Below are 6063 nucleotides of genomic sequence, written 5' to 3'. Positions count from 1 at the left end.
CATCCATACCGGTGACTGGAAGATCGATCCGGAGCCGACGATCGGGCCGAAGACCGACGAGGCGCGTTTCCGCGCCTATGGCGACAAGGGCGTTCTGGCGCTGATCTGCGATTCGACCAATGCGCTGCGCGAAGGCGAGTCGCCTTCGGAAGTGGCTGTGGGCGAGGGCCTCAAGGGCGTCATCCAGGCTGCCAAGGGCCGTGTCGCCGTCACCACGTTCTCCTCCAATGTCGGACGTATCGTCTCGATCGCCAAAGCGGCGCGCGATGCCGGACGCCAGTGCCTGGTGCTTGGCCGTTCGCTGAAGCGGGTCATCGATGTGGCCGGAGAACTCGGCTACATGGACGGTCTGCCGGAGTTCATCGCCGAGGAGGATTTTGGTTTCATCCCGCGCGAAAACCTGGTCATCATCTGCACCGGCAGCCAGGGCGAGCCGCTGGCCGCACTGGCCAAGCTGTCGCGCGAAGAGATGAAGTCGGTGTCGCTGACGGCAGGCGACACGGTGGTGTTTTCCTCGCGTACGATTCCCGGCAACGAGAAGGCGATCCTCGAGATCAAGAACCGTCTCATCGACCTCGGCGTCAAGATCATCGAGGACGGCGATGCGCTGGTGCATGTCTCCGGCCATCCGCGGCGCAGCGAATTGCGCAAGATGTATGAATGGGTGCGCCCGCAGATCGGCGTTCCCGTGCATGGCGAGGCGGCACATCTGGTGGCGCAGGGCTCGCTGATGTCGACATCGGGCATCGGCCAGGTGGCGCAGGTGCGCGACGGCGACATGCTCAGGCTTGCTCCCGGCCCAGCCACCATCATGGATCAGGTGCCGTTCGGCCGTATCTACAAGGATGGCAGACTGATCGGCACCGATCAGGCGATGGGCATCCGCGACCGGCGCAAATTGTCCTTTGCCGGCCACGTGGCGGTCAATGTCGTGCTGGACGACAAATATGAGCTTGCCGGCGACCCCGATCTGGTCGCCATCGGCGTCGCCGAGGCCGATGGCCGTGGCGAGTCGCTGGAAGATCTGATGATCGATGCGGCAATCGGCGCGGTGGACTCGATCCCCCGTCAGCGCCGAAAAGACCTCGACCTGGTGCAGGAAGCAGTGCGGCGCGCCGTGCGCGGCGCCGCCAACGAAGCCTGGGGCAAGAAGCCGCTGGTGACGGTGTTCGTCACTCGCTGAGGGGAGTGGGGCAGTAAGGGAGTAGGGCAGTAGGGATTTCGATACGAGGCAGGTCAGCTTTTCCCCTATTGCCATACTGCCCTATTGCCATACTGCCCTGAGGAAAACCTATGCTCGGACGTCTGAACCATGTCGCGCTTGCCGTGCCGGATCTGGCTGCTGCCGTAGCGGCCTACCGCAACACGCTCGGCGCGGAGGTTACGGCGCCGCAGGCACTGCCGGAGCACGGGGTGACGGTGGTGTTCGTCAATGTCGGCAACACCAAGGTCGAACTTCTGGAGCCTTTGGGCGAGGGATCGCCGATCGCCGCCTTCCTGGAGAAGAACCCCTCCGGCGGCATGCATCACCTTTGCTATGAGGTCGACGACATCCTGGCCGCGCGCGATCAGCTCAAGGCCGCCGGCGCCCGCGTGCTGGGCGACGGCAATCCGAAGATCGGCGCGCACGGCAAGCCGGTGCTGTTCCTGCATCCGAAGGATTTCTTCGGCACGCTGATCGAACTGGAGCAATCATGAGCTGGGTTTCGTTCACCGCCCTGTTTTTCGCGACCTGGTGGGTGGTGCTGTTCGCCGTGCTGCCGTTCAGCGTGAGGACGCAGGACGACGATCACGACGTGACGCTCGGCACGGTTCCGAGCGCGCCGCGTGGGCCTCACATGCTACGCGCCGTGATCCGCACCACCATCGCCACCGCGATCCTGATGGGCATTTTCTATGGCCTGACGCATGGGCTGGGATACAGCCTCAACGACATCCCGCACATCGTGCCGGAATTCAGCCAGACGCCGGCTAAATAGACTGTCCAGCGACGGCGTTTTCATATGTCGGACCGGGCGGGTTTCGGCGGGGAACGTCGTGCCGTTTTGCGGCCTGACGAGCGCTGACGCTGGGTAAGGTGGTTTGGCAACGCGTTGCGCTAAGCAGATGATTGCACAAAAAAAATGCAAGGCACGAGGCCTTGCAATTTAAACGCGTCCGATCTGTTTCCGGTTTCCGGCGGCAGCGAGTAACCGCGCCTAGATCGCATCCTCCCAAGACTTTGACCGCGTAGGAGAGCAGATTTTTTTCTGCCCTCTCGGTTATCGAGGTACATTAGCCTAAGGCGAATGAAAATGTCACGAAGAATTTTGCCTTGAAACGGGCATTCTCGTGCTGCACTGCACAATAGTGTGGCAGGCGTTGCTTGGCGAACGATCACCAAGACGCGCACAGTGACCGGGAGGCCTTGCAGCGCCATGGGTCTTCTGGACGGGCGAACGGCGGTGCGACGCTTCTGATCCCGGCTACCCATGTTTTTTGGAAATCGATTCCGCTTTTCGGGCCGAAGCGTCCGGGTTCCCATTCCGCCTTGAAATGGCTATGAAGCCGGGTCAAGCAAGCCAAAGTCGCGCCGATTCTGACGCGACCCTCCTCACTCACGGACCTGCCCATGCGTTTGTCGCGCTATTTCCTGCCGATCCTCAAAGAAAATCCGCGCGAGGCCGAGATCGTCTCGCACCGGCTGATGCTGCGCGCCGGCATGATCCGCCAGCAGGGGCAGGGCAGTTTCTCGTGGCTGCCGCTCGGCAAGCGGGTGCTGGACAAGGTATGCCGCATCATCCGCGAGGAGCAGGATCGCGCCGGTGCGCTGGAAATCCTGATGCCGACCATCCAGTCGGCCGATCTGTGGCGCGAAAGCGGCCGCTATGACGACTACGGCAAGGAGATGCTGCGCATCAAGGACCGGCAGGACCGCGACATGCTCTACGGCCCCACCAATGAGGAAGTGGTCACCGAGATCGTCCGCGCCTATGTGAAGTCCTACAAGGACCTGCCGCTCAATCTCTACCACATCCAGTGGAAGTTCCGCGACGAAGTGCGGCCGCGCTTCGGCGTCATGCGGTCGCGCGAGTTCCTGATGAAGGACGCCTATTCCTTCGACCTCGACTTCGAAGGCGCCAAGGCGGCCTACAACAGGATGTTCGTGTCCTATCTCCGGACTTTTACGCGCATGGGGCTGCAGGCTATACCGATGCGGGCCGACACCGGGCCGATCGGCGGCGATCTCAGCCATGAATTCATCATCCTGGCCGACACCGGCGAGAGCCAGGTCTACTGCCACCGCGACTATCTTGCGCTCGATGTGCCCGGCGCCAACACCGATTTTGCCAACGACACCGAGATCGCCGACATCGTCAAAACATGGACGACGCCCTACGCCGCCACCGACGAGATGCATGACGAGGCGGCGTGGGAGAAGATCGGCGAGAGCGACAAGGTTTCGGCGCGCGGCATCGAGGTCGGCCACATCTTCCATTTCGGCGACAAATATTCCAAGCCCATGGGCGCCAAGGTGACCGGACCCGACGGCAAGGATCATTTCGTCTCCGGCGGCTCCTACGGCATCGGTCCGTCGCGGCTGGTCGCGGCGATCATCGAAGCCAGCCATGACGACAACGGCATCATCTGGCCGGACGCGGTGGCGCCGTTCGACATCGGACTGATCAACATGAAGGCGGGCGACGCCGAGTGCGACGGCGTCTGCGACGAACTGCATGCCGCTTTCGTCGCCGCCGGCAAGGACGTGCTCTACGACGACACCGACCAGCGGCCCGGCGGCAAGTTCGCCACCGCCGACCTGATAGGTCTTCCCTGGCAAGTGATCGTCGGACCGCGCGGTGTCGCCGCCCGCGAGATCGAGATCAAGAACCGCAAGACCGGTGAGCGCGAGACGCTGCCGATCGCGGATGCGAAGAAGCGCTTCGGTGTCGCCGCATGAGCGAGGCGGTGGCGGCAAGATCGGTCGGCGCCGGACCCTTTTCCATCTTCGAGCGCATGGTCGCCTGGCGCTATCTGCGTTCGCGGCGCAAGGAGACGGTGATCTCGGTGATCGCCTCGATCTCGTTTCTGGGCATCATGCTGGGCGTCGCCACGCTGATTGTGGTCATGGCGGTGATGAACGGTTTCAGGGCAGAGCTTTTGACGCGCATCCTCGGCGTCAACGGCCACCTGATCGTGCAGCCGCTCGATTCGCCGCTGGAGGACTATGCGCAGGTCGCCAGCCGCATCAACGGTGTAGCAGGCGTTAAATACGCCATCCCGCTGATCGATGGCCAGGTGCTTGCGCAAGGCAATGTCGGCGGCGGAACCGGAGCGCTGGTTCGCGGCATACGCGGCGAGGATCTGAGCAAGATCGCCATCGTTGCCAGCAACATCAAGCAGGGTTCGATCGCCGATTTCGATTCTGGCGAGGGCGTTGCCATCGGCAAGCGCATGGCTGAGAATCTCGGCCTGACGCTTGGCGATACCATCACCTTGATTTCGCCCGACGGCGACGTGACGCCGATCGGCACCACGCCGCGCATGAAGGGCTACAAGATCGCGGCGATCTTCGAAGTCGGCATGTCCGAATATGACACGTCCATCGTCTACATGCCGTTTTCCGAAGCGCAGCTTTATTTCAACATGGACGGGCGGGCGCAAACGATCGAGATTTATGTCGACAATCCAGACGATGTCGATGCGCTGAAACCGAAAGTGGAGGCGGCGGCGCAGCGGCCGATCGACATGGTCGATTGGCGCCAGCGCAACGAGACCTTCTTCTCCGCGCTGCAGGTCGAATGCAACGTCATGTTCATGATCCTGACGCTGATCGTGCTGGTGGCGGCGCTGAACATCATCTCCGGCCTGATCATGCTGGTGAAGGACAAGGGCCACGACATCGCCATCCTGCGCACCATGGGGGCGTCGCGCGGCGCCATCCTGCGCATCTTCCTGATGACGGGTGCGGCGATCGGCGTGACCGGCACGCTTGCCGGTGTGCTGCTCGGCGTACTGATCTGCACCAACATCGAATCGATCCGCCAGTTCTTCTCGTGGATGACCGGTAAGGTGCTGTTCAATCCTGAACTCTATTTCCTCAGCCAGTTGCCGGCGAAGATGGATCCGCGCGAGACGACCTATGTCGTCCTGATGGCGCTCGGCCTGTCCTTCCTGGCAACGGTGTTTCCGGCATGGCGCGCCGCGCGTCTCGATCCGGTCGAAGCCTTGAGGTACGAATAGTGGCCGAGGTCATTATCGAGCTGAAGAGCGTCGAGCGGCACTACGTCCAGGGACCGCGAAAACTCACCATTCTCAATGGTGCGGACTTCTCGCTGAAGCGCGGCGAGATGGTGGCGCTGGTGGCGCCGTCTGGCACCGGCAAGTCGACGCTGCTGCACACCGCCGGCCTGCTGGAGCGTCCCGACGCCGGCGACGTCATCCTGGCCGGCCGCGCCTGCGGGCGGCTGTCCGACGACGAGCGCACGGCGATCCGCCGCAACGATGTCGGCTTCGTCTACCAGTTCCATCACCTGCTGCCGGAATTCTCGGCGCTGGAAAACATAATGATGCCGCAGCTCATCAAGGGGCTCAGCCGCAAGGACGCGGCCGAGCGCGCGGCGCAGCTGCTCGATTACATGCAGATCGGCAAACGCGCGGCGCACCGGCCGTCCGAGCTCTCCGGCGGCGAACAGCAGCGCGTCGCCATTGCGCGTGCGGTCGCCAATGCGCCGCTGGTACTGCTGGCGGACGAGCCGACCGGCAATCTCGACCCGGTCACCGCGTCCTATGTGTTCGAGGCGCTGGCGGCGCTGGTCAAGCAATCGGGCCTCGCGGCGCTGATCGCCACCCACAATCACGAGCTGGCATCGCGCATGGACCGTCGCGTCACGTTGGCCGACGGTAAAGTGGTGCCGCTCTAGGGCACGGCGATACTGGGGGAGGCCGGCCTGCGAAAGGCGGCTTCCTGCGCTTCCCGTTCTACCCCGTCGCGGTAGAACGGTGCTCACGTACCCAAAAGTACGCTCCGCTCCGGTTCTCGAAATCCACCATTCTCGGCTCGGCCTGACCCCAGTCTCGTCG

At 63.0% G+C, this 6063-nt stretch carries 6 protein-coding genes; all 6 read left to right on the top strand.

Translation table 11 applies throughout. The annotated features are described in order from the left end of the window. Window positions 1–1183 (top strand): ribonuclease J (locus EN969_RS13390; protein WP_164758244.1); only part of this gene is annotated, 1183 nt, incomplete at its 5' end. A gap of 110 nt (window positions 1184–1293) precedes the next feature. Then, window positions 1294–1698: a methylmalonyl-CoA epimerase gene (mce, locus tag EN969_RS13385; RefSeq protein ID WP_063168232.1), complete on the top strand. Its 405-nt coding sequence runs from the start codon at window positions 1294–1296 to the stop codon at window positions 1696–1698. After that, window positions 1695–1979, top strand: a complete 285-nt coding sequence (locus tag EN969_RS13380) for a DUF1467 family protein (protein ID WP_013531106.1) — start codon at window positions 1695–1697, stop codon at window positions 1977–1979. The genes mce and EN969_RS13380 overlap by 4 nt, the downstream gene beginning before the upstream one ends. A gap of 632 nt (window positions 1980–2611) precedes the next feature. Next, window positions 2612–3940, top strand: a complete 1329-nt coding sequence (gene proS, locus EN969_RS13375; RefSeq protein ID WP_063168231.1) for a proline--tRNA ligase — start codon at window positions 2612–2614, stop codon at window positions 3938–3940. Next, the gene (locus EN969_RS13370) at window positions 3937–5223 is read left to right on the top strand and encodes a lipoprotein-releasing ABC transporter permease subunit (protein ID WP_127419172.1); all 1287 of its coding nucleotides are present in this window, start codon (window positions 3937–3939) and stop codon (window positions 5221–5223) included. Before proS ends, EN969_RS13370 begins: the two co-directional genes overlap by 4 nt. Next, on the top strand, window positions 5220–5903 hold the full coding sequence (locus EN969_RS13365) for an ABC transporter ATP-binding protein (RefSeq protein WP_027160544.1): 684 nt from the start codon (window positions 5220–5222) through the stop codon (window positions 5901–5903). Before EN969_RS13370 ends, EN969_RS13365 begins: the two co-directional genes overlap by 4 nt. Window positions 5904–6063: the final 160 nt, after the last annotated feature.

This window comes from Mesorhizobium sp. M7A.F.Ca.CA.003.01.2.1 (genome assembly GCF_003998945.1).
GTDB classification, from domain to species: domain Bacteria; phylum Pseudomonadota; class Alphaproteobacteria; order Rhizobiales; family Rhizobiaceae; genus Mesorhizobium; species Mesorhizobium ciceri.
This window is presented reverse-complemented; position numbering and strand designations above follow the sequence as displayed.